The sequence below is a fragment of the Paenibacillus sp. 05T425 genome (assembly GCF_056396205.1).
The window spans coordinates 1-471 of the sequence record NZ_JBFTLA010000087.1; the positions used below are offsets into that span (position 1 = coordinate 1).

The 471-nt window shown below is 62.8% G+C and carries 1 protein-coding gene; it reads left to right on the forward strand.

Features of this window, described 5'->3' with window-relative positions; genetic code table 11:
* Positions 1–95 precede the first annotated feature (95 nt).
* Positions 96–471, forward strand: a 376-nt coding sequence (locus tag AC1DF0_RS32200; protein WP_477577639.1) for a hypothetical protein, incomplete at its 3' end; no start/stop codon positions are given.

Below are 471 nucleotides of genomic sequence, written 5' to 3' on the forward strand. Positions count from 1 at the left end.
GGGATACCGCGCTGGACCTCTCGGCGATCAACCCGGCGTACTGGCTCGCGGAGTTGCCGGGTACCTTGGCGGGTCCGTTACGCAGCAAAGGCGAGATGAAGAATGAAAGGCTCAGCCTGACCGCCGACCTGGACCTGAAAGGCAAACTGCGCGGGCAGCCGGCGGTGTTGCAAGCCAAGGCTGATGGCGGCGGCGAGCAATGGAACCTCAGCGCGTTGCAGATTCGCCTGGGTGACAACAGCATCAATGGCCAAGGCAGCCTGCAACAGAAACTCGCCGGCCAGATCGACATCAAAATGCCGCGCCTGGCCCAACTCTGGCCGCAACTGCGCGGCCAGCTCAATGGTCGGGTCAATGTCGCCGGCACGCTCAAGGCACCGCAAGGCAAGCTCGCCCTGCAAGGCACGCAACTGGTTTTCGAAGACAACCGCCTGCAAAGCCTCAATCTGGATGCCACCCTCGACAGTGCCC